At 60.1% G+C, this 25,907-nt stretch carries 28 protein-coding genes; 22 read left to right on the forward strand and 6 right to left on the reverse strand.

All coding sequences use genetic code 11. From position 1 onward, the window contains the following. The first annotated feature begins 3 nt into the window (after nt 1–3). The 10 genes from G4D77_RS01685 (at nt 4) to G4D77_RS01730 (ending at nt 7,163) form a co-directional block, all read left to right on the forward strand. Nucleotides 4–345: a hypothetical protein gene (locus G4D77_RS01685; protein WP_213757877.1), complete on the forward strand. Its 342-nt coding sequence runs from the start codon at nt 4–6 to the stop codon at nt 343–345. Nucleotides 346–358: 13 nt separating this feature from the next. Further along, nucleotides 359–568, forward strand: coding sequence for a hypothetical protein (locus G4D77_RS01690; protein ID WP_213757878.1), 210 nt, complete (start codon nt 359–361; stop codon nt 566–568). Beyond that, a complete protein-coding gene (locus G4D77_RS01695) occupies nt 565–723 on the forward strand; it encodes a hypothetical protein (protein WP_016452848.1) in 159 nt (52 codons plus the stop codon). Before G4D77_RS01690 ends, G4D77_RS01695 begins: the two co-directional genes overlap by 4 nt. Before the next feature lie 85 nt (nt 724–808). Continuing rightward, nucleotides 809–1,573 carry an ERF family protein gene (locus G4D77_RS01700; RefSeq protein WP_213757879.1) on the forward strand — a complete coding sequence of 255 codons (765 nt, stop codon included), beginning with the start codon at nt 809–811 and terminating at the stop codon, nt 1,571–1,573. Continuing rightward, nucleotides 1,570–2,691, forward strand: coding sequence for a hypothetical protein (locus G4D77_RS01705; RefSeq protein ID WP_213757880.1), 1,122 nt, complete (start codon nt 1,570–1,572; stop codon nt 2,689–2,691). The genes G4D77_RS01700 and G4D77_RS01705 overlap by 4 nt, the downstream gene beginning before the upstream one ends. A 171-nt stretch (nt 2,692–2,862) precedes the next feature. After that, on the forward strand, nt 2,863–3,153 hold the full coding sequence (locus G4D77_RS01710; protein ID WP_213757881.1) for an H-NS histone family protein: 291 nt from the start codon (nt 2,863–2,865) through the stop codon (nt 3,151–3,153). A gap of 512 nt (nt 3,154–3,665) precedes the next feature. Continuing rightward, nucleotides 3,666–3,962, forward strand: coding sequence for an H-NS histone family protein (locus tag G4D77_RS01715; protein ID WP_213757882.1), 297 nt, complete (start codon nt 3,666–3,668; stop codon nt 3,960–3,962). A gap of 241 nt (nt 3,963–4,203) precedes the next feature. Continuing rightward, a complete protein-coding gene (locus tag G4D77_RS01720; RefSeq protein WP_213757883.1) occupies nt 4,204–4,599 on the forward strand; it encodes a BLUF domain-containing protein in 396 nt (131 codons plus the stop codon). 201 nt (nt 4,600–4,800) lie between these two features. After that, complete coding sequence (locus G4D77_RS01725; RefSeq protein WP_049444918.1) at nt 4,801–6,000, forward strand: tyrosine-type recombinase/integrase; 1,200 nt, start codon at nt 4,801–4,803, stop codon at nt 5,998–6,000. Beyond that, a complete protein-coding gene (locus G4D77_RS01730) occupies nt 5,997–7,163 on the forward strand; it encodes a PDDEXK nuclease domain-containing protein (protein ID WP_060784662.1) in 1,167 nt (388 codons plus the stop codon). The genes G4D77_RS01725 and G4D77_RS01730 overlap by 4 nt, the downstream gene beginning before the upstream one ends. Before the next feature lie 259 nt (nt 7,164–7,422). Here the strand turns inward: G4D77_RS01730 and G4D77_RS01735 are convergent, their stop codons facing one another. From G4D77_RS01735 to G4D77_RS01750, 4 genes are read right to left on the reverse strand one after another with little or no spacing between them, the layout of a single operon-like run. After that, on the reverse strand, nt 7,423–7,635 hold the full coding sequence (locus G4D77_RS01735; RefSeq protein WP_081092630.1) for a KTSC domain-containing protein: 213 nt from the start codon (nt 7,633–7,635) through the stop codon (nt 7,423–7,425). 8 nt (nt 7,636–7,643) lie between these two features. Continuing rightward, nucleotides 7,644–9,419 carry an ATP-binding protein gene (locus tag G4D77_RS01740; RefSeq protein WP_081092629.1) on the reverse strand — a complete coding sequence of 592 codons (1,776 nt, stop codon included), beginning with the start codon at nt 9,417–9,419 and terminating at the stop codon, nt 7,644–7,646. Further along, nucleotides 9,416–10,600 (reverse strand): SIR2 family protein, encoded by a 1,185-nt coding sequence (locus tag G4D77_RS01745; RefSeq protein ID WP_081092628.1) that lies wholly within the window; start codon nt 10,598–10,600, stop codon nt 9,416–9,418. The genes G4D77_RS01740 and G4D77_RS01745 overlap by 4 nt, the downstream gene beginning before the upstream one ends. Before the next feature lie 45 nt (nt 10,601–10,645). Beyond that, nucleotides 10,646–12,055 (reverse strand): DUF2130 domain-containing protein, encoded by a 1,410-nt coding sequence (locus G4D77_RS01750; protein ID WP_060784661.1) that lies wholly within the window; start codon nt 12,053–12,055, stop codon nt 10,646–10,648. Between the two features lie 627 nt (nt 12,056–12,682). Between G4D77_RS01750 and G4D77_RS01755 the strand changes: the two genes are divergently transcribed. The 3 genes from G4D77_RS01755 to G4D77_RS01765 all read left to right on the forward strand — a co-directional run bounded on the left by G4D77_RS01755 (nt 12,683) and on the right by G4D77_RS01765 (nt 16,770). After that, nucleotides 12,683–13,513: a DUF932 domain-containing protein gene (locus G4D77_RS01755; protein WP_060784660.1), complete on the forward strand. Its 831-nt coding sequence runs from the start codon at nt 12,683–12,685 to the stop codon at nt 13,511–13,513. Nucleotides 13,514–13,594: 81 nt separating this feature from the next. Further along, nucleotides 13,595–15,649: a ParB/RepB/Spo0J family partition protein gene (locus tag G4D77_RS01760; protein ID WP_060784659.1), complete on the forward strand. Its 2,055-nt coding sequence runs from the start codon at nt 13,595–13,597 to the stop codon at nt 15,647–15,649. Nucleotides 15,650–16,455: 806 nt separating this feature from the next. Further along, nucleotides 16,456–16,770 carry a DUF736 domain-containing protein gene (locus G4D77_RS01765; RefSeq protein ID WP_060784658.1) on the forward strand — a complete coding sequence of 105 codons (315 nt, stop codon included), beginning with the start codon at nt 16,456–16,458 and terminating at the stop codon, nt 16,768–16,770. A 72-nt stretch (nt 16,771–16,842) separates the two neighbouring features. Here the strand turns inward: G4D77_RS01765 and G4D77_RS01770 are convergent, their stop codons facing one another. Both G4D77_RS01770 and G4D77_RS01775 read right to left on the reverse strand, forming a co-directional pair. After that, entirely contained in the window at nt 16,843–17,733 is an 891-nt protein-coding gene (locus G4D77_RS01770) for a hypothetical protein (protein WP_126675561.1), read from the reverse strand. Beyond that, the gene (locus G4D77_RS01775; RefSeq protein WP_081092636.1) at nt 17,730–18,032 is read right to left on the reverse strand and encodes a helix-turn-helix domain-containing protein; all 303 of its coding nucleotides are present in this window, start codon (nt 18,030–18,032) and stop codon (nt 17,730–17,732) included. Before G4D77_RS01775 ends, G4D77_RS01770 begins: the two co-directional genes overlap by 4 nt. A 318-nt stretch (nt 18,033–18,350) precedes the next feature. Between G4D77_RS01775 and G4D77_RS01780 the strand changes: the two genes are divergently transcribed. The 9 genes from G4D77_RS01780 to G4D77_RS01820 all read left to right on the forward strand — a co-directional run bounded on the left by G4D77_RS01780 (nt 18,351) and on the right by G4D77_RS01820 (nt 25,865). Continuing rightward, nucleotides 18,351–18,701 (forward strand): DUF2958 domain-containing protein, encoded by a 351-nt coding sequence (locus G4D77_RS01780; protein WP_060784729.1) that lies wholly within the window; start codon nt 18,351–18,353, stop codon nt 18,699–18,701. Nucleotides 18,702–19,040: 339 nt separating this feature from the next. Next, the gene (locus tag G4D77_RS01785) at nt 19,041–19,820 is read left to right on the forward strand and encodes a DUF2285 domain-containing protein (RefSeq protein ID WP_060784656.1); all 780 of its coding nucleotides are present in this window, start codon (nt 19,041–19,043) and stop codon (nt 19,818–19,820) included. A gap of 110 nt (nt 19,821–19,930) precedes the next feature. Beyond that, the gene (locus G4D77_RS01790) at nt 19,931–20,215 is read left to right on the forward strand and encodes a helix-turn-helix transcriptional regulator (RefSeq protein WP_060784655.1); all 285 of its coding nucleotides are present in this window, start codon (nt 19,931–19,933) and stop codon (nt 20,213–20,215) included. Nucleotides 20,216–20,241: 26 nt separating this feature from the next. Beyond that, complete coding sequence (locus tag G4D77_RS01795; protein WP_060784728.1) at nt 20,242–21,099, forward strand: replication initiator protein A; 858 nt, start codon at nt 20,242–20,244, stop codon at nt 21,097–21,099. Nucleotides 21,100–21,352: 253 nt separating this feature from the next. Then, nucleotides 21,353–21,991 carry a ParA family partition ATPase gene (gene parA / locus G4D77_RS01800; protein ID WP_060784654.1) on the forward strand — a complete coding sequence of 213 codons (639 nt, stop codon included), beginning with the start codon at nt 21,353–21,355 and terminating at the stop codon, nt 21,989–21,991. After that, a complete protein-coding gene (locus G4D77_RS01805; RefSeq protein WP_060784727.1) occupies nt 21,988–22,272 on the forward strand; it encodes a hypothetical protein in 285 nt (94 codons plus the stop codon). The genes parA and G4D77_RS01805 overlap by 4 nt, the downstream gene beginning before the upstream one ends. After that, complete coding sequence (locus G4D77_RS01810; RefSeq protein WP_060784653.1) at nt 22,269–22,814, forward strand: DUF2840 domain-containing protein; 546 nt, start codon at nt 22,269–22,271, stop codon at nt 22,812–22,814. The genes G4D77_RS01805 and G4D77_RS01810 overlap by 4 nt, the downstream gene beginning before the upstream one ends. Then, complete coding sequence (locus G4D77_RS01815; protein ID WP_060784652.1) at nt 22,811–23,410, forward strand: S26 family signal peptidase; 600 nt, start codon at nt 22,811–22,813, stop codon at nt 23,408–23,410. Before G4D77_RS01810 ends, G4D77_RS01815 begins: the two co-directional genes overlap by 4 nt. 448 nt (nt 23,411–23,858) lie before the next feature. Next, nucleotides 23,859–25,865 (forward strand): relaxase/mobilization nuclease and DUF3363 domain-containing protein, encoded by a 2,007-nt coding sequence (locus G4D77_RS01820; protein WP_034008079.1) that lies wholly within the window; start codon nt 23,859–23,861, stop codon nt 25,863–25,865. The last annotated feature ends 42 nt before the right edge of the window (nt 25,866–25,907 follow it).

Genomic DNA, 25,907 nt, shown 5'->3' on the forward strand with positions numbered 1-25,907 from the left:
CACATGAATGCACGACTCCCCTCTATCTGCTGGGCCTCTGTGGCCGCTGCAGAGAACGCGGCGCGCTACGACCGCGCCGAGGCAGAAGACGCCGAACTGACCACCTACGTCCGCGAGTACTACGGCCCACCTTTCACTGCCGAGTTTGTGCAGGAGGCCCTGCAGGCCGCGCAGTACGAGCTGGCCAAGCAAATCGCCGCCGCCAGCGAGCGCATGGGCCAAAGCCTGAATCCCGAACACCCGCAGCTGGCCGTCATGGGTAATTCCATGGACGAGTGGCTGCGGGCCTATGCCCGCCAACGTGCCCGCGAAGACATCGCGGACCTTCAACGAAACCGCCACTGATCGAGGAGCCACCATGCACCAACGTGACGAAATCCCGGACCCTCCGCCGCTGGCATGGCTGATTGCCATGCTGCTGGGCATCAGCCTGCTGTGCCTGCAGGCAACGCTGGACGATGAGCCCGGCAGGGCGCCGCCCGCCACCGTCAGCGCGCTGGCGTGCCCCGGCATGCATGCGGAATGGCTGGACGAGAGGCAAGTGGAATGCCACCGCGAAAAGCCATGAAGCTCTCCGAACTCACCGACGCCGAGAAGGTGCCCATGCTGCTCGAATTGCTTGAAGAGGCCGGGGAAAAACTGGACCGCGCTTGGCCTGCCGGTGGGCGCCGCTACCTGTCCGCCGTCCGCGAAATGCGCGGCGATCCGGAAGACCCGGAATGACCGCCCCATCCACCAAGCGCCACGCCGGCGCCGACCATCGCCCGCTGCTGCGGGCGTTTCTTTTTCCACAACCTGCGAGGTTCCCATGAACGCTGTTTCCCAGAAAGAGGCTGCAGCCCTTGAACTGGTGCCGGCGGCAGACGCGGCTGCCGTCCCCGCTCCTGCCACCCTTCCCCCGTCCTTCGCGGCCACCTTCATGCTGACGCTGCAGGAGCGCGGCGCAGGCCTGGAGCAGATCGAGAAGATGATGGATCTGCTGGAGCGCAACGAGCGCCACGAAGCCGAGAAGGCCTACAACGAAGCCCTGGCCGCATTCAAGGCCAAGAACATCCGCATCGTGAAGCGCAAGCTGGTGGACTTCCCCGGCAAGAGTGGCGGCAGAACCAGCTACAAGCATGCCGAGCTGGACGACGTGGTGCAGGCCGTTGGTCCAGAGCTGTCGGCCCATGGCTTCGCGTGGTCGTGGAAGACGCACCAGGCCGGCCGGGACATCACCGTGGCCTGCAAGCTTCGGCACCGTCTGGGCCATGCCGAGACAGTCCAGCTGACGGCCCAGCCCGACGAGACGGGCGGCAAGAACGCCATCCAGGCCATCATTTCCACCACGACCTACCTGCAGCGGCACACGCTCAAGCAGATCACGGGCGTGGCCGAAGCCGGCGAGGATGACGACGGCCAGGCCGGCGCGGCGGCGCCCCTCACCGAACTGGCCCAGGGCTGGGTGGACTACATCAAGAGCGTGCGCGGAACGGACCAGTTCGACAAGGGCTGTCGTGAAGGCCGCGCGGCCCTTTGGGACGACCGCCCCGGCCTCATCGCCTTCAACGCTGCCACCAGGAGCACAGCATGAGGGAAATCCTTTTCCGCTGCTCGAGCATCGGCAAGTTGATGACCGCGCCCGTGAGCATCGATCCCTCGCTCATCACGCCCGAGGTCGAAGCCATCCAGGCGAAGAAGAAGCGCACGGACGAAGAGAAGGCCACGCTGGAACGCCTCAAGCTGGGCACGCTCAGCGAAACCGCCAAGACCTACATCCGAGAGCTGGTGCGACAGGAGCTTTGGGGCGTGGACTTCGAGGTGTCCAGCAAATACACCGACAAGGGCCTGGCGGTGGAAGCCGATGGCCTGGCCCTACTGAACCGCGTGCGGGGGCTGGCCCTGGTAAAGAACACCGAACGGCGCAGCGACGGCCAGATCACGGGCGAAGCCGACACCGTGGACCTGGGGCCGCGCCGCTGCGGTCACGACCTGAAATGCTCATGGAGCCTGCAGACCTTCCCCGCATTCGTGCGCGACTGCGAGGACTCGCTGTATGCATGGCAGATGCGCGGCTACATGCGCCTGTGGGACGTGGACCGCTGGGAGGTCAACTACGCCATGGTCAACACGCCCGAGGAACTGCTGGGCCAGTACGAGCCACAGCAGCTGCACCTGGTCGAGCACATTCCAGAGCACATGCGCCTGACCACCTGGGCCATCGAGCGCGACCGCGCCCTGGAGGCGCAGATGGACGTGAAGCTGGAACTGGCCCGGGCGTACTACGCGCAGTGCATCGCGGAATTCGCGGCCACGCACCCTGAGCCAGCGCCTGCTGCCCGCGAAGTGGCACAGCCGCAGCCCGAGCTGATCGGCTTCGACCTCGCTTCGCAGCCCGAGCTGCATGCCGAAGCGATAAGCCCATCACTGCCTGCGCCAGAGCCCGCGCGTCCAGCCGCAACCCAGCCTGCCGCGCTGGACCAACTGCAGTTGCAGGAACTGGTTGCTAGCGGCCAGACGTTGAAGCTGGGCCAGATCAACGCGCGCCTGGGTATTTTCGAGATCAGCGCCATGACCGCCAATGCGGTGGGCGTCCAGACCGTCAAGGACCGAGGCGCCGTGCACATGCCTGCCACCAGCTTCGAGGCGTTCTGCAATGGGCTCATCGCCCATATCGCCGATGTGCGCGACAGCTACCAGGCTGAGACATGAGCCTTCGCAGCGTTCTCATTGGCCTTGCAGGCATGAGCCTGCTGGCCGACAGCACTGGCTTCGCCGGTGCATTCCTTTTGGCAGCCGCAATTGCTGCATGACCAGAACTTTTCATCCATGGCCCTACCAAACGACGGGCCCACTTTTCGAAACCCTACCGGAGAAAAAACAATGAGCGAATACAAGACCCTGCTGCAGCAAAAGGCCGAACTGGATGCACGCATCGCTGAAGTGATGAAGACGGAGAAGGCAGGGGCGGTGGCAGAGGTACGCGCCCTGATTCAGCAATACCAGTTGACCGAGCAGGACGTGTTCCCTGCCAGCCGCACCAAGGCGAAGGGCTCTGTGGGCGAGCCCAAGTACCGTGATCCTGCCACCGGCGCAACATGGACCGGCCGGGGCAAGCCGCCGAACTGGATTCTGGGGAAGGAACGTGAGCAGTTCCGTATTAGCTTAGGCTAGAAAAAACAAGTGGGCATTTGCATTAATGCTCTGCCCCATTTTGCTGAGCCGAATCTATCCGCTCACTCTGCAGAGGCGCTCCGGCAGCTGATGACACATGCCAAAGAGTAGCGCCGACCTGCAGCAAAACAGCGAGTCGAGCGTCATAGTTCCTACCTGCTGGACACATTTCACTTATCACCTGGGCAACCGCATGAACAGCCTCAGTTGGGGATATTTGCGCCCCAAGGTTAGCTAGTTCAATGATTGCATTGATGCTTTCTTTGCGATCCATCTTGGCTCCATTGGTAGCGAGCTAACTGCAACCTCAGGCGTTCATTTCATCAGCGCCAGGCAGCCAACAACCACGATTGCAGTCAGAAACATATAGGCAAACTATATCAAAACGACCACATGATATTTGAAAATTTGTTAGCTTGACACCTTTGACAATCTTAATGATTATTAATTGATAATTAAATATCAATAGATTACCCAGAACCTTCACATCCAGAAGAATTGAACAAAACAAGATGACCGACTACAAGACCCTTTTGCAGCAAAAAGCCGAGCTGGATGCACGCATCGCCGAAGTGATGAAAACGGAGAAGGCCGGAGCGGTGGCCGAGGTCCGAACCCTGGTTCAGCAGTACCAGCTCACTGAGCTGGATGTATTTCCTGCCAGTGGTTCCAAGGTGAAGGGCCCGGCGGGAGCGCCCAAGTTCCGAGACCCGGAGACTGGCGCCACTTGGACCGGCCGGGGCAAGCCCCCGAACTGGATCAACGGCAAGGAGCGCGAGCAGTTCATGATCGAAACAGCCAAAAGTTAGGCGAGGAGCTGCCGATACACCAAGCAAGGAGGTGCGCGCCAAGTCTAGGCGGTGCCTCAAGCCCCTGGGTGCGCGCGCCAGGGGCTTTTTCTTTGGAGACGGACGCCTCCGAACCGGCCAAGGGCAAAGACCGTGCCCAACCCGTGCCCAAAAAATTTAAATTTGCAATTCCACAAAACACCCACAAAGGGAGATAGTTTGCAACTACTATTTCTTTCCACTTTATGAAAGAAAGAGAAGCATGGGCAACAATCTGCTCGAATGCTTTCTGTACCAGAGCAAGCTCGCCCCTGGGGTCGATGCCACCTGTGTCGCGCAGATCGTCAAAACCGCCCGAGCCTTCAACGAAAAAGCTCAGATCACAGGCATCCTGGTGTTCGATGGCGAGGTCTTCTGCCAGTACATCGAAGGCCCGAGCTATCAGGTTCAGAACTTGATCACGTTGCTGACCCGGGATCCCCGACACGTCAACTTCACGCCTCTGTTGCACCTGCATCGGCAGCCCTACCGCAGGTTCAGCAAGTGGACCATGGCTTATCACTTGGTAGATGACGCCGAGGTGCTGGAGGGGATAGGCACCGGCGAGTTCGCGCTGGAGAAGCTTCAGCAGTTGATACCGCAACTCGACACTGACTAAGAACCGGCCCCGAGCCGGTTTTTTTGTTTCACGATGACTCCAGTACCGCAATTCGCTGGACTACGCCAAGGCTCGATACAGCAGGTTTATCAATCACTTAGGCGAGTTCAACATATGCCGGTGCTTTCCGAAACTTGACCCGGCTTCCCCTCGCGTGGCTCCCATGCGGCTCTTGGAAACCGGGCTTTCCGAGGAGTCATCATGGCGAAGATCAAGCTCACCAAGTCCGCAGTAGATGCGGCACAACCCCAAGACAAGGCCATCGAACTGCGGGACACCGTGGTGCCCGGCTTCCTGTGCAAGATCACCCCGGCAGGCCGCAAGGTGTTCATGCTCCAGTACCGCACGAACGCGGGCGAGCGCCGTAAGCCCGCCTTGGGCCAGTACGGGGAACTGACCGTCGATCAGGCACGCACGATGGCGCAGGAGTGGCTGGCCGAGGTGCGCAAGGGCGGCGACCCCAGTGCGGCCAAGAACGCCGCCCGCAAGGCACCAACTATGAAGGAGTTTTGCCACACCTTCATGGAGGACTACTCCAAGCAGCGTAACAAGCCCAGCACGCAGCGTGGCTATCAGGGCGTCATTGACCGCTGCATCATCCCGATCATGGGCCGGATGAAGGTGCAGGACGTGAAGCGCCCGGACGTGGCGGCGCTGATGAAGAAGCTGGCCTACAAGCAGGCCGAGGCGAACCGTACCTTTGGCGTGCTGCGCAAGATGTTCAACCTGGCCGAAGTGTGGGGGTTGCGCCCTGATGGGACGAATCCATGCCGCCATGTCCCGATGTACCCACCCGGCAAGGAAACCCGGCTTATCGTGGACGATGAACTGGTGCGGATCTTCCGCCAGTTGGAGACGCTGGAAGCCGAAGGACTGGAAAACTACGTCATCCCGCTGGCAATCCGACTGCAATTCGAGTTTGCCGCCCGCCGCTCCGAAATCTGCCCGCTGGAGTGGGGCTGGATTGATCTGGAAAAGCGCCGCGTCGTCTGGCCGGACAGCAAGACGGGCGGCATCTCCAAGCCCATGAGCGAGGAAGCCTATCGGCTGTTGTCCACAGCGCCGCGCCGGGAAGGCTGCCCCTATGTCCTGCCGTCGCCGAACGATCCGGCCCGGCACATGACCCACGGTGAGCACTACGGCGGCTGGACGCGCGTGCTCAAGGCCGCTGGCGTGCCGCACGTTGGTACGCACGGTATCCGTCACCGGGCGACGACCGATATTGCCAACTCGGGCGTGCCGACCAAGGTGGGCATGAAGCTCACAGGCCACAAGACCGTGGCGATGTTTATGCACTATGTTCATACCGAGGACAAGCCGGTGCGGGATGCGGCCGAACTGGTGGCGAATCGGCGACTGGCGATTACCGGGGCATCCCGTTCTATGGAGGTGACAGCATGACAAGGAAGACGCCCGTGGCAACACGGAAACCCGCTGCCTTACCGGCTGGATATGCCGGCATCCACGGCGGCATCGTGGAGCTGCTGGACGCGGCGCGTCAGGCGGCGGCGCGCAGTGTCAACGCGCTGATGACGGCCAGCTATTGGGAGATTGGCCGCCGGATCGTCGAAGCCGAGCAGAAAGGCAGACGGCGGGCCGGTTATGGCGAGCAGTTGATGGCGCGGTTGTCCGCCGATCTCACGGCACGCTTTGGGCGCGGGTTCAGCCCGGATAACCTGGAGAACATGCGGCGCTTCTTCGTCGCTTATCCCCTTGAGGCAATTTCCGAGACACTGTCTCGGAAATCTGGAGACGGACTGCCCATCGAGAATTCCGAGACAGTGTCTCGGAAATTCGACCTCTCCGAACTGGCCCAGGTCTTCACCCTGCCATGGTCGGCCTATGTCCGGCTGCTGTCGGTTAAGGACGACCATGCCCGTCGTTTCTACGAGGCGGAGGCGCTGCGCGGTGGCTGGAGTGTGCGCCAGCTCGACCGGCAGATCGGAAGCCAGTTCTACGAGCGCACGGCCTTGTCCAAGGACAAGGCGGCGATGCTGGTCAAGGGATCGGTGGCCAAGCCCGAGGATGCCGTCACGCCCAATGACGCGATCAAAGATCCGTATGTGCTGGAATTCCTCGACCTCAAGGACGAATATTCGGAATCCGATCTGGAAGCGGCCTTGATCCAGCGGCTAGAAGACTTCCTGCTGGAACTCGGGGAAGGCTTCACCTTCGTCGGGCGGCAACGTCGGTTGCGCATCGACCAGACTTGGTATCGGGTTGATCTGCTGTTCTTCCATCGCAAGCTGCGCTGCCTGGTCATCATCGACCTGAAGCTGGGCAGCCTGACCCATGCCGACGTGGGGCAGATGCATATGTACTGCAACTATGCCAAGGAGCATTGGGCCTACCCGGATGAGAACCCGCCGGTGGGCCTGATCCTGTGTGCCGACAAGGGCCATGCTTTGGCGCGGTATGCGCTGGATGGCTTGCCGACCAAGGTGATGGCGGCCAACTATCGCACCGTGCTGCCGGATGCAGAGTTGCTGCAAAAAGAGCTGGAGAACACGCGGCGTCTGCTTGAATCTCGCGCAACGCTGTCCCTCAAGGACGACAAGCCATAGTCGTTCGTCCCGGCGTACCGCCGTCGGGCTTGCGGGCTGCGCCCTGTGCTTCGTGCCGAATCACAGCCATGCGGCGCTGATCCCTGATGCCTCCGGCCTGGATCGTTGATCTGGGACTGCGCGTGCTGTGCATTTGCCAACGCTACATTTGTGGGATTACCGAACCACTCCTAAACGAGGGGCACCTTACGATGCCCCCTATGAGCAAAGAGTGCTCAATTCACCATCCAACTCAAAATTCCAACCCTCTGAAAATTTATTATCCAATACGGGAAAATCCATAAACATTCTTTACCCGTTGGGCGAAATACCCTCCCACTGAGGATGCAGATATCAACTCTTGGTAGACATGTTCAGGCACGTCGTAATACTCGTAGATAGATCCGTTTAAGAACTCCACTTCGAGCGTTTGTGATGACGTATCATGCCCTACAGAGGCAATATTTGACGAACTAACTGATACCCGTTCCATAATATCTCCTATTGTTGCGTGCTGTCTTGGTTTCTCCACGCTCTAACGAGTTTGGAGTAGTCTTCTTCACTTCGTGCTGCGCTCCATTTTTCTCCAATCTTGGGATCTCCGCTATTGGGATATTTGTCATCAGGCAAAACATTGAATCTGCAACGAGTAGGAAGCTGCGCCGCTTCACCGACTATGATGGCCTCCCCGGTTCTAAGTATAGGCAATGAGTCAACAATCCCGGCCAAGCCGTCTGACATTGCAGCTTTAACTATTCCGCGATCTGTAGAATTGTTAATGCGCAGCGATATGATAGTCCCGCACTGGGATAGAATCGTCTCGTCGATTTCAGAGGGGCGCTGACTAACAATCATGGCACCGACGCCAAATTTTCGACCTTCCTTGGCAATCCTCTGCACCATTTCCTTTGAATGCCCACTCTCCGATTTTCCAAGATAACGATGAGCTTCTTCTAGCACAATAAGTAGAGGACGTTCACGCATGCCCTCTGCGACGTTGCGCCCCCAAATGGCTGATTCAAAAATTATATCGAGAACAGCCCCCAGAAGGAGTGTCAATCGCGCTGATGGCATGCCAGATAAATCAAGTATTGTTATCGGTTTGTCATGGCCAAGCCATTCCTCTAACAGTCCATCTAGATCCTTCTTGATCTTTCCATCTTTATCGGGATTCCAGTCGCCTGGCTCTAACAAAAATGAATATTGGGTGTCGAGGAGCCTTGACTTCATCAGGTCGAGCTGCCTCTTCATCGCACCGGTTCCGCCTTTCTTAGGAGGCGCTGTTCCAGCACCAGGCGGCAAAAATTTAGGGGCAATCAAATCGTCAAAGGAGCCCTCACCATTAGGTGCATAGGCCGGGGTGGTCATGGTATTGTCAGTGTAGTTAATGCTATCTTCGTGGCATAGGTCATACCATAGCTTTTTTAATCTATAAGGGAGCGGTGTGTTGCTCGTGATCTTTTCCGGATCAATATTTTTAATGTTATTCCATGTGATACCAAGCCTCTTCTCATCAACAGTTTTGTCCATGAAAAGAGAGCGCTGAGAATCGTTTGGATTATTGCAAAGAAATTCAATTAGCTTGTCTGGAGATATGCACCAAAATGGTATGTAGAGTTGATTCTCTCCCGAGGGAAGAATCGAAAATGTTTTGGCAACATCACTAAGTGCCGGGCCATATTCACCGTGAATGTCTATCAATAGAACTCTAGCTGATGGCAATGGAGAACCATCTGGTTTAATAACCATTGAGCGTAGAATGCTTGCTGTGCTCGTTGATTTTCCTGAGCCGGTTGAGCCCAGGATCGCCGAATGCCGAGCAATAAGCTTATCCAAATCGAGACTTACCTCAATTCCTTCGGAGCTAGACAGACGACCAACCTGAAAGTGACTGCTTAAGTTGTTTTTAAAGATGGATTTAAGATCGCTATCAACGACAAAATGTACATGATCACCGATACTTGGGTACTCGCTTATTCCTCGATCAAAATTTCCGCCTATGGACTCTCCTACTAGCTCCACCTTTATCCACTTTCTGTCAGATGAAATCTTTGAATCTGCATCTAGAGTTGACGTTTCACTCGATTCAGAAATGACACCATACAAATGGTTGTAGCCCAATGGGATTTTAACGAAACTGCCCACTTGGCCGATTCTATAATTTCGTCCCTCCAAGACAACAATTCCCGACTCCACTGATGCTGCCAGGTCAACGGCCACCGAAGAGCTCGAGACGGAGCTGATAAGTCCCAAAAAAGTTGGTTGAATATTCGTCATAGCTCTTCCTCCTTTATATCTTGAGGAATGGGTGGGGCTGCGTCTTGGGATATATCGCTACCTGCGGTTGCTAAGAAACGAGCCAAGCGTAAGAAATCGCCTAACAGGAATTTGTTGTCCTTGTAATATTCAGAGCGAATCTCATGCCAGTTCTTCGTTGGAGGTGTGCCGATTTTCCATTTTGCCTCAACGCCATTGACTACTGCGCCGTCACTGCAAAAAGCACTAATCCCCGAGCACTTTAGAGCTAAATCTTTAGCGGCTTTTTCGTCGGCAAGACTGTTAAATTGAAAGGCGAATAATGCTGCTGTTGGGTTTGCCATTAGGCACTCAAGCAGCCGAGACGAGATATGAGCATCAGCAAAAGAAAATCCTGTACTCAGAATAAGCGAATCAGGTTCAAGGATAAAGTTCTTTAAGCGATCAAAGAGAGAGGAAAAAGGAGCCGCCTGGGTTTGGTCGTATTTAATATGTGATGGGTAGACCATGTTGGCATTTTTTGAATCCGGAACGCGAACAACTTCACCGTTTTCATTCGATTCCCAGCCAATAGAACCATGGAGTTTCCAGAGTCTCACCCATCTTGGAGGCAGATCATTTTTCGAAATGCTTGATGGATCAAAGAAGGCACTCTTTGAACCACTGAACCCATCAAAATAAGGGGTTTTGGCTCTTTCTAAAGCGTTTTCAATTAAAAGATCGTAGTTGGTTGTAAAAATCTCAACCGCATATTTTCTATTGATTCCGTTAATCCAAGAGACAAGCTCAGAGTATGGGTTCGCCCCTGATGGAAGATCTTGAGAAACTACATCTCGAATAGAATTGCATATCGCTTCTGATAAATCTTTAAATTCCTCTGCCGTGAAATCAAAAATCTTACCATCGCCTATGACTTCAGCCAGCATCCTGACTCTTGATAAAACTTTTTCAAGATTCGAGTCAGGAAATGAAGATTTTATCTGATTGTATACATTCTTTTGCTCGTCAGATAAGGTGTCCAAAACAATCTTTTCAAGACCAGCAATGTTCGGTATCAACGGCTTCCAACCATTCGGGCCTCCTATGTTGATACTGACAGGCGCTCCTGCACCAATCAGTATTCCTATCCGCTTTCGTCCGTTTGTCGCTAACTGACGAAACCCAAACATGTGTTGATCTGGGTTATGTGATGTATTTTCCATGATTCACCATCAATTGAAGAGTTAATATTGGATTTTCTCAAAAATCTATTCTTCTTTCTCTTCAGCGCTCTGCTCAAGGCGTGAAAACTTTTCAGCCATTGTCGGGTTGCCACGAGTAAGCTTCTTTATCGTGACATCCTGTGCCTTGTCATTCGCCAGGCGAAGATTGCGATCTGTTCCGAGCAATGCTTCTTTAGTTTTTTGAAGGTGATCAATCGACTTGTCTATTTCAGAGATTGCAGTTTGAAATCGTCTTGAAGCCAATTCATAGTTTTTTGAGAAAGCCGATTTAAATGACTCGAGCTCATTTTCAAAATTTGTAATGTCGATGTTTTGCGCCTTCATAAGCGCAAGCTCAGACTTGTATTTCAGAGAATTCATCGCTGCATTTCTTAGCAACGTTATGATTGGGATGAAGAACTGCGGCCGAACGACATACATCTTTGGGAATCTGTGAAAAACATCAACGATTCCAGTGTTGTATAACTCGCTCTCAGGCTCCAGAAGCGATATTAATACAGCATACTCGCATCCTTTCTCAATGCGATCCTTATCTAGCTCCTTAAGGAAATCTTCGTTTTTGTTTTTTGTCGCAGTACGATCATTTTCATTCTTCATTTCGAACATGATGGAAACTATCTCAGTTCCCGCGTCGTCCGAGTCGCGAAAAATATAGTCTCCTTTGCTCCCCGTTCGGGCATCATTGTCTTTCTCAAAGTATGCTCTCGGAAAGGCCGTAGCTCGAATGCGGTTAAATTCAGTTTCGCAGTGTTGTTCGAGTGTTTCGCCAACCATTTTTGTCGATAGACGTGCCTTCATATCTCTAAGACGCTCGATGGCATCATCGCGATCTTTGATTTGCGTCTCGTATTTATCCTTGAGCGACTTCTCCGCAAGAAGCTTTTCTAGCTTGGATTTTTCGAGACTGTTTCGCAGCTCATCTCTCTCTTTCTCTACAGAGTTAATGGCCTCTGTAATTGCAAGTCTTTTTGCTACTTCTATAGACTCAATTTTGGATTTCAAATCCTGAATTTCGGAATCTTTGGTGGCAGCAGTCTTCTGCAATTCGTTCAGAAGCTTTGCCTCAGCCAGCCTTGAGGTGGATTCTGTTTCACGGCGTGCTTGCTCAAGCGCGTTGGCAAGCGCATCACGCTCTTTTTCTATAGCAATGAGCGCCTCACTAACTGCAAGTTTCCGTGCCACCTCTTCAGCATCAAGTCGCGATCGTAGTTCTTGGATTTCTGCATCCTTGGCTGCGGCCGCCTTCTGTCGCTCGCTAGCCGCCTTGGCAATCGCCAGTTCAACGGCGTTTCGCTTTTCCTGATCAGCCAGTTCAAGTCGCTCATGCAACTGTTTATCGAAATCAGCGTCTCGAACTTGCTTCAGGATGTCTGCGTAACCAGCCTCGTCAATTTTGAATGCTTTCGCACAGTGTGGACAGATTATCTCGTGCATGTTTTTAGCCTCCGTGCAGCTTCTTGAGTTTATTTTCCATCTGAGAGCGTATCTTTAGTTATCGTAATCCGTATCTGCGGATTTGACAGATTGCTGCAGACGTAAAATTCATCTCGTGTAACCAAATAATAAGCGAAGAACATGCTTGCGTCTCCGCTTCGCGGATCACGCTGCTCCAGGTTCGCTATTCGCTCATCCCTGACGGGACTGGCATTCGCCAGCCTTCCACATCCCTGACGCCTACGGCCCGGCTTCCAGCTTCGGGCCTGCGCGCTTGCGCTTGCCGTGCGATTCAGCACATCACGGCGGCCGTTGCCATGTCCAACCGTCTCTCCTGACTCCATCACCTTGCTCGCGACTGTAGCCCGTGGCCGCGTGCCGTCAAGGCGCGCCAGGCCGTGTCCTCGGCTGCGCCTGCGGGCCGCACCTACCTGCCGCTTTTCTCCTTGACGGCCCACGTCCGTGGGCTCCTGACCGTCGCGGGCGATGAACTCAGGAAAGACGGTGGCAACAGGGCCAACCGGGTTCCTCGTGCCAACCGCACCGAACAGCCAAAAGGCTGGGCTCCGAATCTAGGAATCCGGTGTGCGGTTTGAACAGCAACCCCTTTTCGTCAGGAGAAAGATCATGCAACTCGCATCCCGTTTCGCATCACGTTCCCCGGTACTGCGCAGCGATACCCCGCTGTCGGACGGCCAGATTCACCGCGTGGCCCCGTCCATCTTTGCAGACGCCCCCCACGAGAGCCGTTCCCAGCGTTACGCCTATATCCCCACCGCCACGGTGCTGACAGAACTGCGCAAAGAAGGGTTTCAGCCCTTCATGGTGACGCAGACCCGCACCCGCCACGAAGATCGGCGCGACTACACCAAGCACATGATCCGGCTGCGCCATGCCAGCCAGATCAATGCCCGAGGCGAAGCCAACGAAATCATCCTGCTGAACTCGCACGATGGCACCAGCAGCTACCAGATGCTGGCCGGAATGTTCCGCTTCGTGTGCAGCAATGGGCTGGTGTGCGGCGACACCGTGGCCGATGTGCGCGTACCGCATAAGGGCGACGTAGCAGGGCAAGTGATCGAAGGTGCCTATCAGGTGCTGCACGGTTTTGATCGTGCGCTCGAATCCCGCGAATCCATGCAGGCCATCACGCTGGATGAAGGCGAGGCTGAAGTATTCGCCCGCGCCGCGCTGTCGCTCAAGTACGACGACCCCGACAAGCCCGCACCCATCACCGAATCGCAAATCCTGATGCCGCGCCGTTTCGACGACCGTCGCCCGGACTTGTGGAGCGTGTTCAACCGTACCCAAGAGAACTTGACCAAGGGCGGTTTGCATGGGCGCAGCGCCAACGGACGCCGCCAGCAGACCCGCCCGGTGCAAGGCATTGATTCTGATATTCGCCTCAATCGCGCCCTGTGGCTGCTGGCCGACGGCCTGCGCCAGTTGAAAGCCTGATTCTCCTGCGCGGCAGGGGCAGGCAGCAACCCTTGCCGCGTCATTCGCTGCTGCATTCCACCATCGCAAGGAGTTATCACCATGAACGCTATCACCCACACCGAAACGCAAGCCATCGCCACTGCACTGGAAAGCGCCGCCCAGGCGCAGAACCTGCTGCTGGTGCCGCTGTCGCAGCTTCGCCCCTCGCGCCGCAACGTGCGCAAGACCGCAGGCCAGTCCATCGACGCGCTGGCGGCCAGCATTGCCCGCGTGGGGCTGCTGCAAAACCTGACCGTCATTCTTGCCAGCGATGGCGAGCATTACGAAGTCGTGGCCGGTGGCCGCAGGCTGGCTGCTTTGAAGCTGCTGGCGAAGAAGCGCCATATTCCGAAGGACTGGGAGGTGCCTTGCCTGCTGGTGCAGGATGCCAGCGCCCGCACCGTCAGCCTGACCGAGAACGTGCAACGCGAAGCGATGCACCCGGCAGACCAGTTTGAAGCCTTCGCCGCACTGGTGGCCGAAGGCCGACCCATCGAAGACATTGCCGCTGATTTTGCGGTCACGCCGCTGGTAGTGCAGCGCCGTCTGAAACTCGCCAACGTATCGCCGCGCCTGATGGCCGACTATCGCGCCGATGCCGTGAGCCTTGACCAGTTGATGGCCCTCGCCATCACCGACGACCACGCCGCGCAGGAAGCCGCGTTTTACGACGCACCGGAATGGCAGCGTAGTCCGCATGCCTTGCGCGACCGCTTGACCGAACGTGAGATAGACGGCCAGCACCCGCTGGTGCGCTTCGTCGGGATGGACGCCTACCAAGCCGCAGGCGGTGGCATTCGCCGCGACCTGTTTGCCGAAGGCGATGCCGGGGTGTATCTGACCGATGCCACGCTGCTGGAAACGCTGGTGCGCAGCAAGCTGGATGAACATGCCGCCACCATCCGCGCCGAGGGTTGGGCATGGGTGGATGCCACGCCCAGCGTCACTTATGCCGACCTGCAAGCCTTCCATCGTGCGCAGCGAGAACGCCGCACCCTCAACAAGCGGGAAGCGCAGCGCATGGAGAAGCTGCAAGAAAAGATGCAGGCCATTGGCGAAGCGGTGGATGCCGCGATGGAAGCAGACGACGAGGAGAAGGCAGAAGCCTTGCAGGAGGAAGGCGACCGCCTGGGCGAACAGTTGCAGGCGCTGGAAGATACCTTGCTGGACTACAGCCCCAACGTCAAAGCCGCAGCCGGTGCCATCGTCACGCTCGACCGGCAAGGCCAGATCGTGGTGCATCGCGGCCTGCTGCGCGAAGCCGAAGCCAAGGCGCTGCGCACCTTGGAACGGTTGCGGCAGGGTTTCGGTAGCGACGGCGAAGCCGGGAACGATGACACAGGCGAGGACGGAGACAACGAAGGACAACCCAAAATCGCCGCCATATCCGACAAGCTGGCGCAGCGGTTGAGCGCCCACCGTACCGCCGCGCTGCAAATCGAGGTGGCACGGCATCCGCAGGTGGCGCTGGCCGCGCTGGTGCATGGCATGGTGCAGACCGTGTTGCAAGGAAGCTACTACAGTCACGACTTGCCGCTGGGCGTGAGCCTGAAAGTGCAAGACCGGCTGGAAGGCATTGCCCCGGACATACCGGATTTGCCCGCCGCCGTGGCGTTGCGCGAATTACAGCAGGTAGCAGGCGAAGGCTTGCCGGAGGACAGCGCCGAACTGTTCGCCGTGCTGCTGGCGAAGTCGCAGGATGAACTGGTGCGGCTGCTGGCGGTGTGCGTGGCGGCCACGGTGGATGTGGTGACGCCTCGCGCCACGGCGCAGCAACCGGGCGAAGAAATGGCGCAGGCCGTGGGGCTGGATATGGCGGCATGGTGGAAGCCCACCAGCGAAGGCTATTTCCAGCACATCCCGAAGGCTGTGATTCTGGATGCCGTGGAAGATTACGCGCCCGAGCATGTTTCCCGGTTGGCGAAGTTGAAGAAGGCCGACATTGTCAGCGAAGCCGAGCGGCTGGCGGACGGCACCGGGTGGATGCCTGCTATCTTCAAGGCCGAAGGCACCGACGACACTACGGCGCAGGATGCGCCGCAGGCCGTGACGGACGATGAGCCGGACGCCATCGACAACGCCGACGAGCAGCAGGGCCACACACTCGCTGCCTGACCTTCACCGCCACCGAGCGCCACGGCTTTGGCCGGGGCGCTTCGCTGTTCCATCAGCATCGGCCCCAGGCGGATCCGCCCTGGGGCTGGTGGTCAAAAATCCGGGCGCGGCGGTGGCCGCGCCCGGTTTCAATGCCCAAAGCCAGAACGCCCCTTCGCCGCCTTCGGGCAGGCGGCGAAGGGGCGGCGCACAAGTGGCCTTGTGCGCGGGAAACCCTCGAAGCCCATCAGTGCGTCGGCGCATGACGCCGACGACATTCCGAACGCAACCCGCCGCAATGGGCGGGACTTGTGGGCCTACGCCCCGGCTTGCTGCCGCAGGTTGCACGGAAGCGTGCCGTCCTCGACGCTGGCGGTTCGTCGCCTGTACGTCACGAAGGACGGTTCACCGACACGCCGCCCGGCTGCAATGGAGCTTCCACGCCACGCCTCAAGCACCAGGCCGCAAGCTACGGCAGGGGCGCTTTCACCTTGTCGCCGGGTGTTGTCCTTGCCCGTGTCAGGGCGCAGGCCGGTGAAGCCGTCATGCGGGGAGCCGAGTCGGCCATGTTCCTTTCGGAGCGGGCCGGACCAAGGCGTCCTATCTGTTTGTGAATCCTGGCGGTGGCCGGGCTTCTATGGCTGCAACCTTCCAGCGAAAACAATTTCCCCTGCGCTGCGCGCATTCCTCGCGGGACAAATTCTTTTCGCTTCCAGGCGCTCCACTGCGTTGCGCCCGCAAGCGGTGCAGCCAGCCCGTCCCCCGCCGGTTGGATCACAACAGGACGCGATGGGCGCGAACCCTGTTCAAGCGAAAGGAAATTCATCATGGCAAACATCGGCACCTTCACCGCAGAGAAAGACGGCTTCACCGGCACGCTTCGCACCCTGACCCTCAACGTCAAGGTCAAGCTGGTTCCCAACGACAAGGGCGACACCGAAAACGCCCCCGACTTCCACCTTCAGGCGGCCGGCCATGAGATCGGCGCGGCGTGGAAGAAGACCAGCGAGGCCGGGCGGGAGTACCTGTCCGTGTCCATCGACGACCCTTCGTTCCCGGCGACGGTCTATGCCCGCCTGATCGAAGGCGAAAACGGCACGCACGACCTGATCTGGTCGCGTAGCAAGTCCAAGGCGGCCTGACGGCCGCCCACCGCGCCCTGCCCATTGCGGCGGGGCGCATTAACCGTAGCAAGCGATATCGCTTTCCTGATATCAGGAAAGCTCAACGCCAAATGCCAGTTGCAATAGCCAATCCCGAAAGTTGTTCGGAGTCAGGTGGTAGCCTCTTAGCACGATGTCTCGTTTTCCAATGAACGATTCCGGGTTCTCCTCTAGCTCTTTCGCGCTCGGAGCACCTTCAAATGTAATTCCAACATACGCATAGAGATCTTCGTCGATATGCGCAACCAATACGGGGCCGCCACTGAGGCCGCTGAGCCCCCAACCATGTTCGACTGCCAAGGTCGAGCAGAGTGTATAAGTTGGTCTTTCCGATGATGGGGTCGAGGAAGCCAGTTCAACCGCCACACGTGGCATTGGCGCGGCAACCTTATCGCTTGTCCGATATTTGTGACCATCGGGAAAGCCATAGGCCAGCCACACCGGTTGAATGGATGACCAGTCCGCTTCTGTCCAGTCATCCAGATTGATCGCCTCTGCACCTCGACTATTTTGCATTACCGGCCAAACGCTTGTTATTTCAGCTATTGCAATATCGGGGCGCTCCATGTTCCGGCGCTCCATGTCTGAGAGTGCTTGTTGATCGTTAATGTTGGCATTAGATGGGAAATCACGGCAACTCAGGAATGACCATCGGTATTGTCCTTGTGGGCCGTACCAATGGAATTGATGAATAGATTGGCCCGAATGGATGGACGGCACGATTCGGCGTCCAGTTCTTAGTGCTTCGGTCAAAAACGCTGAAAGAACATGATGACAAGTCACTGCATATATACGGGACTCAAACTGTATGAAAGTCACTGTTGCGTTGATAGTGGTCTCGCTGTGACCGCCGTGCAAGAATTGCCCAGTAGCGAATAAAGGGGCGCAAACAGATTTGACTCGTTTATCAAGCGCATCGTCCGTTGAGTCGATATAGATCATTTGGACTTGGCATCCTCATTCTTGGGAAGTAGAGACGCTAGCTCTTGTTGCACGTTCGCCAACAGATGGGAAACCTTGCGCTCATCGCCATCAGTGTAAGCCAGTGTCAACAGTGTCAGCGGATGCACTTCCATGACCTCGCACAGCTCGATCAGCTTGTGGATGGTCGGGCTCTTCAAGTCGCGCTCCAGCGTACTCATATAGGTACGGCTGGACACGTCGGAGAACGCTTCCTGGCTCAAGCCTCGCGCCTTCCTGACTGTCCGTATTGCCGTTGCCAATGAGTGTTTCGCTGTCACCAACTTGGTTTCCCCACAAAAACCAAGATGACAGCCCATTGCGCCCTATAGAGCTACAACCTATAGTGTTCATTTATGGATAAAAGGCACGCTTTCGTGCTTTGCGGAAATCCGCATGTGCGGGTCCCGACGGAACCGGGGAATCGCATCCGTGTCTTTCCGGCTTCCTACAATTCCGCTTCCGCGCTTGCGTTCTTCTACGGATGCGATGGCTTGTGCATCCGTGCTTGGGCACGAAAGCACGGAGACGGTTTGGCGGTTCCGTGCTTCGACGCAGAAGCGCATCCGCGCATCCTCGGTTTCGTGGAGGTTCCGGCCATGACCCTGCCGCTTGTCACCACCGACGAACGCGCCCGGCTGCTGGCCCACGGCGCGGCGCTCGCCGCTGGCCAACACCTCGACCCGCTGCCTGTGGTGCGCCTGTTCACCCCCGACGCGCATGTGACCTGGCTGTTGGTGTCGCTCGATCCTGCGGATAGCGACACGGCCTACGGGCTGATCGACCTCGGTATCGGGATGCCCTCGCTGGGCACGGTCAAGCTCTCCGACCTGGCGGGCATCGTCGGGCCGCGCAAGCTGCCGGTGAGGCGGGATCGCTATTTCCAGGCGGTGCGCCCGCTGTCGGAGTACGTCCGCCTGGCGCAGAAGAACGGTGCGATCCCGGACTGATGAAAGTCAGCGCAGTCCGGCCGGCCGGGGCGCATTGTGACTATTTCAGTCTTACCCGAGACCTGTACAGTCTGAATCAGCACTCTTGCACCGAAGCGGTGCGACCCTGCTGCAAACAGTCATGATGGTTGGCGCGGGCTGCGGCACGGTATCCGATGCCGCGTACCATTTTCGGGTTGCGCGGTCGTCGCATTCGGACGAACCACGCAACGCTTCGGAGCCAATCGGTCTTGACACTGCCAGTTTACCCAGCCATCCATGACGGTTTGCCGATGACGCCGTAGTTTGCCTTCTTCACGCCCGTGGCGACGTTCCTGCTGTCCGACAGGAGGTTGCGTCATGGCAGACCCGAGCGCCGAACACCACGAGCACTGGTATCCGACCGCCGCGTATCTTTACACGCTGCATCTCGATGGCCCAGCCCTGGCTTGGGAGTACCTGCGCCGCAATCCTGATTACCGGCTCGACTGGCTGCGCCGTCGTCGCAGGCCAGATGCTGCCGAGCGCTGGGGGCTACGCCTGCTGGAAGACCCGGCTCTGGATGCGCGGGACGCGCATCCGGCCTGGTTCCCCGATCACGATGCCGTGGTGCAGCTCTACCCAGACGCCGACCCGCCACCCGATGCGGTGGTGTTCGAGTTCTGGCGCATTCCAGGCACCAAACACCTGATTCACGACGGCAAACGCCTAGTGCTGGTGGCGCGATGGCCTGGATGCTGCCTGCGCTTCGCGCTCGCACCCAGTCTGGCAGACGGTGTGGCTTACGCCTATGCCATCCGCGCCTGCGCACTGCCATGCGCCCGCTACCACGCACTGGTTGCTCAGTTGAACAAGCTGACTAGATTACCGGAGGCCCCGCCTGAGGTGACGACCCGAGAGCGTCCAACAACGGCTGCGCTATTGGAGCTGCACACCTTGCAAGCGCTCGACGCGACCCTGGCGGGCGCGTCCTTGCGCGAAGTGGCCGAAGGGCTGTTCGGTGCCGATGCCGTCGCCGCCGACTGGCACAAGGACAGCGCCTTGCGTGCCCGCGTGCGGCGGCTGGTGCGCCGTGGCGAGGCGCTGATGCGCGGCGGCTATCGCAGCCTGGCGCAGCTTCCGCCAGTTGCATCGCAGTAAGGGGGACGTTTTGCAGTCCTGCAATTCGTCCCTTAGCAAGAAGCCCCGCTTTCTTGAAAGTGCCTCTATCCGGCCGCGTGGTGTGGCCGGGCTTGATGGAGGTACTTCCCATGCGACCCGCTCCCTTGCGGCCTGCCGCCGCTGCTGTCGCTGCGCCCGCGCAGCCCCAACGCTATCTCACCAACGACGAAGCCGCCGACTACCTGCGCCTGTCGCCGCGCACGCTGGAGAAACAGCGCGTGACCGGCGGTGGCCCGAAATTCCGCAAGTTCGGCCGCCGCGTCATGTACGCCGTGAGCGACCTCGATGCCTGGGCCGATGCGCGCAGCTACGCGGCGACTTCCGACCCGGAATATGCCGAGCGGCATGCGGGCGACTACCGTGACGGCCGCTGATTTCTGGCTCGCCGGTGGCCATCGCCATGTCCAGCCCATCGCTGCCCCTGCGGCAGCGACCAGTGCAGCAGCGCGAACAGCTCGACCTGTTCCGCGCGCTGCCGGGCGACATGGCGCCGCGCGACAGCCAGGATTTGATGGCCTTTCCGTTCTTCTCGCTGGCGAAGTCGCGGCGTACCGCGCCGATCGACTTCCGAGCGGGCGGCATCACCATCCGCGTGGAGGGCACGCAGGAGCACGGCATCGCCACGATCTGGGATGCCGACATCCTGATCTGGGCCGCCAGCCAGATCGTGGAAGCCCGCGATGCGGGCATCCCGACCTCGCGGCTGATGCAGGTGCGCCCCTACGAGATCCTGCGCTTCATCGGGCGCGGCACGTCGCTGCGCGACTACCAGCGCCTCAAAGCGGCACTGGATCGCCTGCAATCGACCACGGTGGCCACGTCCATCCGCGAAACCACGGGAAGGCGGCTGCACCGCTTCTCGTGGATCAACGAGTGGAAGGAGCTGGCCGACGCCAGCGGCACGCCGCTGGGCATCGAATTGATCCTGCCGGACTGGTTCTATGCGGGCGTGGTGGACGCCGCCCTGGTGCTGACCATCGACCCGACGTACTTCCGGCTCACGGGCGGCATCGAGCGGTGGCTGTACCGGCTGGTGCGCAAGCATGGCGGCCGGCAGGAGCACGGCTGGCAATTCGATTTCCAGCACCTGTACCGCAAGTCGGGCAGCGTGGCGCGCTTCTACGACTTCGCCGCCGACCTGCGTGCGCTGGTGGCGCGGCAGTCGTTGCCCGGCTACTTCCTGGGCATCGAGCGGATGCCCGGCGAGAAAACCGAGCTGCTGACCTTCCGGCCCGTGCCGCCCACGGCACGGGGATAAGTCTGGGAAAACCTGTTAATTCACTCGTGCTATCAAGCAACAGGAGGCTCGTGCTATCAGGCAACAAATCCTCGTGCTATCAGGCAACAAAATCGGCCGCAAACCCGCGCCAGCATTGGGTTTTCGCGTCCCTTAACTTCCCTAACAGTAAATACATAACTTTTAGTAGAAGCGCTCCGTTTCGGTGGACAACCACCCAACGGCACCAAACGCAGGAGCGAAAGACCGGCTTTCCAGCAGGGAGGGCCGCGCCATGATCCTCGCTCTGCTCAACCAGAAAGGCGGTGTCGGTAAGACTACGCTCGCCACGCACATCGCGGGCGAACTGGCACTGCGCAGCCAGCATGTCGTCCTGCTCGATGCCGACCCGCAGGGTTCCTCACTGGACTGGACGCTGCGCCGCAGCCAGCAAGGCTTGCCACGGCTGTTCAGCGCCGTGGGCCTGGCCCGCGAAACGCTGCATCAGGAAGCGCCAGAACTCGCCAGGCGGGCCGATCACGTCGTCATTGATGGGTCACCCAGGATTGCCGCCTTGGCGCGCTCCGCGCTGCTGGCGGCCGAGCGTGTGCTGATCCCGGTGCAGCCCAGCCCCTATGACGTGTGGGCCAGCGCAGAGATGGTGGCGCTGATCCGCGAAGCGCAGGTGTTTCGTCCGCTGCTCCGCGCAGCCTTCGTCATCAACCGGCGCGTCAGTACCACCATCATCGGCCGTGAGGCGCGGCAATCCCTGGCAGAACAGCCGCTGCCCGCGCTGCACTCGGAAGTGCATCAGCGCATCGTGTTCGCCGACAGCGTGGCCGCTGGCCGGCTCGCACGCGAGACAGCGCCCGACAGCGCCGCCGCCCGCGAAATCACGGCCCTGGTGGACGAACTGCTGCGGTGGCCGACATGACAGCGCAGCAGCCACCCAGCAGCAAACGCACGGGCAAGCGCGTCGGCATCGGCGCACGTCCGCCCGCGAATCCACACGCCGAGGCGTGGATTCGCCAGGGCGACGCCGATGCGCTGAGCAAAGGCGACCTCTACACCGCGCGCCTGACCCTCGACATCACACCCGCCATGCGGGCGCGCATCAAGGTATCAGCCTTCACGCAAGGCGTGACCGTGGCCGATCTGCTGCGCGGCCTGCTGGAGCGGGAGTTTCCCGAGAACCACAGGGAGAACACACCATGACGGCATCCGCTTCGCCTGCCGCTAGCGCGGCCACGGCTGCGCTGCCGCCACATCCCGCAGCACTCGCCGGACAGGCCGACAACGTGCCGCTGACGCGCGTTTCGCTGGCCTACATCGAGGCCCGTTTCAAGCTCTACCTGCGCTTCGGAGAACCGGCGCGCACGCTCCAGCTCGACCGCTGGCGGCGCTGCGCGGTGTTCCTGCCGGGCGCGATGCTCTGCCGCATCCGCTGGCAGGCCAACGACTACGGCACGATCCGCTGGCAGCTCATGGTGATGCAGGCGTGCACGCCACTGGACGCCATGCAGCGCATTGCCGGCGTGCAGCCGGGGGCGCGCCTGCTGCTGCATGCCGAAGGCGATGCCAACGTGCGCGCCGTGCTGGAACGCATCGACGCCATCGAGGCGCTGGGCATCGCCGCCATCGACGTGTCGCCCGCGTACTGGCGCACGCTGGGCAACCGTCTGGCGGCGCGCCTTGCGCTGCCAGACTACACCGCTGAGCGGCACGCGGCCTGGCAGACCGGGAAGGTGTTGCCATGACCGTCCCAACCAGCACGGCCCGCACCGCAGGCACCGCGCCGCGTCCTCGCTCGCGCCTGCGCGCTCGCATCGTCGTGGCGACACTGGCCGCCATCGGCTTCGCTGCGCTGGCCTGGGCGGCTTTCGTGTCGCCGCTGCCGCGTCTGACCTACAACCCATCCGACAGCGTGGCGGTCGGCTGGTATCGCGTCGAACCGTTCAACCCGCGCACCGTCTCGCTGCCACGTCCGTTGTCCGTGGACAGCATCGTTCTGGTGCCGCTTCCGGCTACGGCCGCCGCGCTCGCCGAGCAGCGCGGCTACCTGCCGACGCGCGTTCCGCTGCTCAAACGTGTGGGCGCGGTCGCGCCGCAACACGTCTGCATTGTCGCCGGGCAGGTACGCATCGACGGCGTGCCTTCGGCCGCCGTGCTGCCCGTCGACCGGCTGGGCCGGGCGCTGCCGTCCTTGCAGCTTTGCCGCCGCCTTGAACCGGACGAACTGTTCCTGCTCAGTGTGACCAATCCGGCGTCCTTCGACAGTCGGTATTTCGGCCCGGTCAGCGCATCCGCCGTGATCGGCGTTGCGCACCCGATCTGGCTGGAGACACGCCAATGATGGCCGCCGATTCGCTGCGCTCCGGCGTGCCATCGGGCATGTCGTTCCGCTGGCTGCTGCCGTGTCGCCGCGCCTGCCGTGCCGGTGCATTCGCACCGCACGTCGCGCCGCATCCGGCGCAGCCGTCCAACGTGCAGGCGTCTTGCCTTGAACGCGCTCGGCCTGTGGCCTTCATCGCGTCGGTTCGCGTGTTCGTCGGCGCGCTGGCTGCTCACGCAGCAGCGTCGCCGGGCCTCCGGTGCCTGGAGCGACAGCGGAAGGCAAAGGCGGAAGGCAAGACAAAAGGACGCGGCACCGGGCCGCGTCGAAAGCCTGTCTGCACATGGGGGTGGCGCGGCACGGAGCGGATGGGCCCCCGTGCCGCGTGGGGCGCGAAGGTCGCGCCAATGCAGGCGTGTCCGCGTGCTTCGCACGACCGGATACAGCAGAGCTTGCAGGGAGCGCAGCCATGAGCGACCGCCGCGATGACGATTTCCGCGCGCGCCCCAGCGCCCCGAAGAACCGGGGCCAAGGCCAGGGCCAGAGCTTCTTTTCCAAGGTGCTCAAGCAGGCTAGCAAGGCCAGCGGCGGCAAGCCCTCGATGCGCCATTCCTCAGCCGGTGGCAACGCCGCACGCGCCGGCCAGCGTCCGGGCTCGCGCCTAGGGCGCGGCCACACGGCAGCGCGCTTCGCCGGGGGGAAGCTGACGCCCATGTCGCGGCGCGTGACGATCAAGACCCTGCTCGTCAATCAACGCAACGCCAGCCCGCAATCGCTCGCCAAGCATCTGCGCTACATCGAGCGCGACGGCGCCGGGCGCGATGGCGAACCGGGCCGGGCCTATGGGCCGCAGACCGACGAAGCCGACCTGGATGCCTTCAAGGAGCGAGCTGCCGACAACCGGCACCATTTCCGCTTCATCGTCTCCCCGGAGGACGGCGCCGAGCTGGACGATCTGCGCACCTATACCCGGCATCTGGTGAACCGGATGGAAGCCGACCTGGGCACGCGCCTGGATTGGGTGGCGGTCGATCACTGGAACACCGACAACCCGCACACCCACCTGATCGTGCGCGGGCGCGACGACGCCGGCAAAGACCTCATCATCGCCGGCGACTACATCGCCCACGGCTTCCGCCATCGGGCCGCCGAGTTGGCGACGGAATGGCTGGGGCCGCGCACCGAACTGGAGATCCAGCAGATCTTGGGGCGCGAGGTGGAACAGGAGCGGTGGACGAGCCTCGACCGCACGCTGCAACGTGAGGCCGGCGAGGATGGCCGGATGCAGATCGAACGCTTCAACGAGCCCCGACTGCAACGCCAGCGCCTGCTGCTGATCGGCCGTCTGCAACGCTTGCAGCGCCTGGGCCTTGCCGACGAGACCCAGCCCGGCACCTGGGCCGTCCATACGGACGCCGAGAAGACCTTGCGCGCCTTGGGCGAGCGCGGCGACATCATCCGCACCATGCAGCGCGCCATGCGCGGCGAGCCGCGCGAGCTGGCGGTGTTCGAGCCGGGCCAGAATGACGATGGAAGTGGCCGCAGCATCCTCGGCCGCGTGGCTGCGAAGGGCCTGGCCGACGAGTTGCGCGACCGGGGCTATCTGGTCATCGACGGCGTGGACGGCAAGGCCCACTATGTCGGGCTCAATGCCCGCGACGAGCTGGCGAACTACCCCACGGGTGCGGTGGTGGAAGTGAAGGGTTCAGCCGACGTGCGCGCCGCCGACAAGAACATTGCCGCGCTGGCGAGCGATGGCCTGTACCGCGCCGATCATCACCTGGCCATCGAACAGGGCCGGGCCAAGCCCGGACGCGACCCGCAGGAAGTCGTCGCAGCCCACGTCCGGCGGCTGGAAGCCCTGCGCCGGGCCGGCATCGTCGAGCGCGTGGCCGAAGGGCTATGGAAGGTGCCGGACGACCTGGCCGAGCGTGGCCGCCAGTACGACGCGCAGCGCCTGGGTGGCGTGGCGGTGGAGCTGAAATCGCACCTGCCCATCGAGCGGCAGGCCCGCGTCATCGGTGCGACCTGGCTTGACCAGCAATTGATCGGCGGCAGCCGAGGGCTGGGCGACCTGGGATTTGGTGGCGAGGTCAAGAACACCCTGCAACAGCGCGCAGACTTTCTGGCCGAACAGGGGCTGGCCGAGCGGCGCGGGCAGCGTGTGATCCTCGCCCGGAACCTGCTGGGCACGCTGCGCAATCGGGAACTGGCACAAGCCGCCAAGGACATTGCCACCGAAACCGGCCTGGAGCATCGCCCGTCGGCGGACGGGCAGCGCGTGGCTGGCATCTACCGGCGCTCGGTCATGCTGGCGAGCGGGCGCTATGCGATGCTCGATGAGGGCAAGAGTTTCAGCCTGGTGCCGTGGCGGCCGGTGATTGAGCAGCGGCTAGGGCAGCAGCTTGCCGCAACAGTACGCAGCGGTGGCGTGTCGTGGGAGATCGGGCGGCAACGTGGGCCAACTGTTGGTTGAAACGGCGTGAATTTAAGCGAGCGATTACACCTTTTCCGCTTC

The organism is Delftia sp. WY8, assembly GCF_018437695.1.
Taxonomy (GTDB): Bacteria; Pseudomonadota; Gammaproteobacteria; order Burkholderiales; family Burkholderiaceae_C; genus Comamonas; species Comamonas tsuruhatensis.

What these genes read in the sequence shown, in the direction of transcription:
- G4D77_RS01685 (WP_213757877.1), top strand. Translation starts at nt 4, where the DNA reads ATGAATGCACGACTCCCCTCTATCTGCTGGGCCTCTGTGGCCGCTGCA.
- G4D77_RS01690 (WP_213757878.1), top strand. Translation starts at nt 359, where the DNA reads ATGCACCAACGTGACGAAATCCCGGACCCTCCGCCGCTGGCATGGCTG.
- G4D77_RS01695 (WP_016452848.1), top strand. Translation starts at nt 565, where the DNA reads ATGAAGCTCTCCGAACTCACCGACGCCGAGAAGGTGCCCATGCTGCTC.
- G4D77_RS01700 (WP_213757879.1), top strand. Translation starts at nt 809, where the DNA reads ATGAACGCTGTTTCCCAGAAAGAGGCTGCAGCCCTTGAACTGGTGCCG.
- G4D77_RS01705 (WP_213757880.1), top strand. Translation starts at nt 1,570, where the DNA reads ATGAGGGAAATCCTTTTCCGCTGCTCGAGCATCGGCAAGTTGATGACC.
- G4D77_RS01710 (WP_213757881.1), top strand. Translation starts at nt 2,863, where the DNA reads ATGAGCGAATACAAGACCCTGCTGCAGCAAAAGGCCGAACTGGATGCA.
- G4D77_RS01715 (WP_213757882.1), top strand. Translation starts at nt 3,666, where the DNA reads ATGACCGACTACAAGACCCTTTTGCAGCAAAAAGCCGAGCTGGATGCA.
- G4D77_RS01720 (WP_213757883.1), top strand. Translation starts at nt 4,204, where the DNA reads ATGGGCAACAATCTGCTCGAATGCTTTCTGTACCAGAGCAAGCTCGCC.
- G4D77_RS01725 (WP_049444918.1), top strand. Translation starts at nt 4,801, where the DNA reads ATGGCGAAGATCAAGCTCACCAAGTCCGCAGTAGATGCGGCACAACCC.
- G4D77_RS01730 (WP_060784662.1), top strand. Translation starts at nt 5,997, where the DNA reads ATGACAAGGAAGACGCCCGTGGCAACACGGAAACCCGCTGCCTTACCG.
- G4D77_RS01735 (WP_081092630.1), bottom strand. Translation starts at nt 7,635, where the DNA reads ATGGAACGGGTATCAGTTAGTTCGTCAAATATTGCCTCTGTAGGGCAT.
- G4D77_RS01740 (WP_081092629.1), bottom strand. Translation starts at nt 9,419, where the DNA reads ATGACGAATATTCAACCAACTTTTTTGGGACTTATCAGCTCCGTCTCG.
- G4D77_RS01745 (WP_081092628.1), bottom strand. Translation starts at nt 10,600, where the DNA reads ATGGAAAATACATCACATAACCCAGATCAACACATGTTTGGGTTTCGT.
- G4D77_RS01750 (WP_060784661.1), bottom strand. Translation starts at nt 12,055, where the DNA reads ATGCACGAGATAATCTGTCCACACTGTGCGAAAGCATTCAAAATTGAC.
- G4D77_RS01755 (WP_060784660.1), top strand. Translation starts at nt 12,683, where the DNA reads ATGCAACTCGCATCCCGTTTCGCATCACGTTCCCCGGTACTGCGCAGC.
- G4D77_RS01760 (WP_060784659.1), top strand. Translation starts at nt 13,595, where the DNA reads ATGAACGCTATCACCCACACCGAAACGCAAGCCATCGCCACTGCACTG.
- G4D77_RS01765 (WP_060784658.1), top strand. Translation starts at nt 16,456, where the DNA reads ATGGCAAACATCGGCACCTTCACCGCAGAGAAAGACGGCTTCACCGGC.
- G4D77_RS01770 (WP_126675561.1), bottom strand. Translation starts at nt 17,733, where the DNA reads ATGATCTATATCGACTCAACGGACGATGCGCTTGATAAACGAGTCAAA.
- G4D77_RS01780 (WP_060784729.1), top strand. Translation starts at nt 18,351, where the DNA reads ATGACCCTGCCGCTTGTCACCACCGACGAACGCGCCCGGCTGCTGGCC.
- G4D77_RS01785 (WP_060784656.1), top strand. Translation starts at nt 19,041, where the DNA reads ATGGCAGACCCGAGCGCCGAACACCACGAGCACTGGTATCCGACCGCC.
- G4D77_RS01790 (WP_060784655.1), top strand. Translation starts at nt 19,931, where the DNA reads ATGCGACCCGCTCCCTTGCGGCCTGCCGCCGCTGCTGTCGCTGCGCCC.
- G4D77_RS01795 (WP_060784728.1), top strand. Translation starts at nt 20,242, where the DNA reads ATGTCCAGCCCATCGCTGCCCCTGCGGCAGCGACCAGTGCAGCAGCGC.
- parA (WP_060784654.1), top strand. Translation starts at nt 21,353, where the DNA reads ATGATCCTCGCTCTGCTCAACCAGAAAGGCGGTGTCGGTAAGACTACG.
- G4D77_RS01805 (WP_060784727.1), top strand. Translation starts at nt 21,988, where the DNA reads ATGACAGCGCAGCAGCCACCCAGCAGCAAACGCACGGGCAAGCGCGTC.
- G4D77_RS01810 (WP_060784653.1), top strand. Translation starts at nt 22,269, where the DNA reads ATGACGGCATCCGCTTCGCCTGCCGCTAGCGCGGCCACGGCTGCGCTG.
- G4D77_RS01815 (WP_060784652.1), top strand. Translation starts at nt 22,811, where the DNA reads ATGACCGTCCCAACCAGCACGGCCCGCACCGCAGGCACCGCGCCGCGT.
- G4D77_RS01820 (WP_034008079.1), top strand. Translation starts at nt 23,859, where the DNA reads ATGAGCGACCGCCGCGATGACGATTTCCGCGCGCGCCCCAGCGCCCCG.